The organism is Vibrio sp. 811 (assembly GCF_033339195.1).
This window is the reverse complement of sequence record NZ_JAWOUB010000344.1, coordinates 1-743: the sequence shown is the minus strand read 5'-3', so window position 1 is coordinate 743 and position 743 is coordinate 1. Positions and strand designations below refer to the sequence as shown.

The following is a 743-nucleotide window of genomic DNA, read 5'->3' as shown; positions in this document are numbered from 1 at the left end:
CGGGTATCGGTATTGAGTCCGACAAGTTGGATGAAATGTTCGAACCTTTTGTTCAAGAAGAAGCGACCACAACTCGCGAATACGGTGGCAGTGGCCTTGGTTTGACCATCGTGAAAAACTTGGTCGATATGCTCGACGGGGATGTACAAGTTCGCAGTCAAAAAGGGCAAGGAACCACATTTGTTGTTACGCTGCCAGTAAAGGATCGTGAGCGAGTTCTGGCTCCGTTGGATTCGAGCCAACGCGTAAAACCTGCAGAGTTGTTTGATGAAAGTCTGAAAGTGTTGCTGGTGGAAGATAACCATACTAACGCCTTTATTCTTAAAGCGTTTTGTACCAAATACAAGATGCAGGTTGATTGGGCGAAGGATGGGCTAGAAGCCATGGAGTTCTTAAAAGATCACTCTTATGATTTGATTTTGATGGATAACCAACTTCCGCATCTTGGTGGCATCGAAACCACGAAAGAGATTCGTCAAAACTTGAAATTGGGGACACCAATTTACGCCTGCACCGCCGACACTGCGCAAGAAACCAGTGATGCATTTATGGAAGCAGGCGCGAACTATGTTTTGCTGAAACCCATTAAAGAAAATGCACTCCACGAGGCTTTTGTTGACTTCAAGCAGCGCTTCTTGATTGAGCGGACATAGTTTGCTGCTACATTTACGGTAGTTTCTTTGTTTACCTAGCCCAACTTAGCTTTTCTGAGTTGGGCTTTTTCTTTCCTGCAATCTGAAGAT

At 45.0% G+C, this 743-nt stretch carries 1 protein-coding gene; it reads left to right on the top strand.

What is annotated here, in order from left to right; all coding sequences use genetic code 11:
* Positions 1–653, top strand: a 653-nt coding sequence (locus tag R7Q46_RS26780; RefSeq protein WP_318078171.1) for a response regulator, incomplete at its 5' end; no start/stop codon positions are given.
* Positions 654–743 lie beyond the last annotated feature (90 nt).